The 1,779-nt window shown below is 75.2% G+C and carries 2 protein-coding genes; one reads left to right on the plus strand and one right to left on the minus strand.

The features are described from left to right. The coding region (locus ACTUAL_RS21630; RefSeq protein ID WP_440901529.1) for a hypothetical protein at positions 1-369 on the plus strand (369 nt) is incomplete at its 5' end. Positions 370-439: 70 nt separating this feature from the next. On the opposite strand, the gene ACTUAL_RS21635 is transcribed toward ACTUAL_RS21630, so the two are convergent. After that, positions 440-1,779: thiamine pyrophosphate-dependent enzyme (locus ACTUAL_RS21635; protein ID WP_440901530.1), on the minus strand; the 1,340-nt coding region annotated here is incomplete at its 5' end.

The following is a 1,779-nucleotide window of genomic DNA, read 5'->3' on the forward strand; positions in this document are numbered from 1 at the left end:
GTGTTCTGGGCGCACTCGGCCGAGCGGTGGCCCTGGCACACCAACCTGAGTCGGGTGTTCCGGTTGACGCGCGCGCAGCGGGCGATCACTGCGGCTGCTCCGCCGGACCTCGCCGACGGGGTGGACGTCGAGGTGGGCGCCGAGCGGGCTCGGCGGGTGGTGCTGCGGCGGCGGGAACCGGTGGACGGGCACTCCGGGTGGGAGGTGCGGGCCGATCCGGCCACCGGGGCCGGGATGGTGACCAGGGCGTTGGGGTGCTTGGTCGGGTACCGGCCCGGGGCGTTACCCGCGATCGCGCTGCCTCCGGGGGCGGTGGTCTCGCTGGACGTGGACGAGATCACCTCGGTGAGCGGTGGGGGAGCGGGGTAGGGCTCGGACGGCGTCGCCCTCGCGCTCGGCGACGCCGTCCGCCAAGTGCAGGTCCGCTAACGGGGTCCGGTCAGGACTGGCGCCGCACGTTCGCGCGTTCCGCGTCGCTGTCGGGTTCCTGTTCCAGGCCCCGCAGCACCGCCTCGGCCTTCTCCTGCGGCAGGTTCGGCGGCAGCAGCGGCACGGCCGGGTCCACCACCGCCTCCACGACCACCGGGCGGTCGGCGGCGAACGCCTCGCGCCAGGCCTTGTCGAGCTGGTCCGGGGAGTCGACCCGGATGCCGCGCAGGCCCAGCAGTTCGGCGTGCGCCGCGTACGGGAACGCCGGGACCCGTTGTGACGCCGGGAAGCGCGGGTCGCCCTCCATCTCGCGCTGCTCCCAGGTGACCTCGTTCAGGTCCTGGTTGTGCAGCACCAGCACCACGAACCGCGGGTTGGACCAGGTGCGCCAGCGATCGGCCAGGGTGATCAGCTCCAGCAGGCCGTTCATCTGCATCGCCCCGTCGCCTGCCAGCGCCACCACCGGGCGGTCCGGGGCGTCCAGCTTCGCCGCCAGGCCGTAGGGGAGGGCGCAGCCCATCGTGGCCAGGTAGCCGGAGGTGTGCGCGGGCGCGCCCGGTGGCAGGGCCAGGTGGCGGGCGTACCAGTAGGTGGAGGAGCCGACGTCCACCGCGACCCGCACGTCCGGCGGCAGGTGGGTGGACAGCTCGCGCACCACCAGCTCCGGGTTGAGCGGGGTCGCGGGGGTGTTCGCGCGGTCCTCGGCGACCTGGCGCCAGCGGGTGGTGGCGGTGGCGACCCGGCGCTCCCAGCTCCGGTCGGGGTTGCGGCGCAGGAGGGGGAGCAGGGCGCGCAGGGACTCGCGGGCGTCGCCGACCAGCGCGGCCTCCACCGGGTGCTTGCTGCCGACCACGCGGGCGTCGACGTCGATCTGCGCGGCGCGGACCCGGCCGGGCTCCGGGTAGAACTCGGTCCACGGGTCGTTGCTGCCCACGATCAGCAGCGTGTCGCACCCCGCCATCAGCTCGGCCGACGCGGTGGTGCCCAGGTGGCCCATGACGCCGGTGTGCCAGGGCGGCCCTTCCGGCAGGACCGGTTTGCCCAGCAGGGACGTGGTGACGCCCGCGCCGAGGGTCTCCACCAGCCTGGTGATCTCGTGCTCGGCGCCCGCCGCGCCGCGGCCGACGAGCAGGGCCACGCGGTGGCCTGCGTTGAGGACGTCGGCTGCCCGGCGCAGGTCGTCCTGGCGGGGGAGCACGCGCGGGCGGGCGGTGACGGCCGAGGAGGGGACCACGCCGTGGGTGTGCGGCGGGTCCTCGACGGCGTCGGCGCGCTGCACGTCGTGCGGCAGGACCAGGCAGGTCGGCACGCGTTCGGCGATCGCGGTGCGCATCGCGTTGTCCAGCAGCA

This window comes from Actinosynnema sp. (assembly GCF_052038725.1).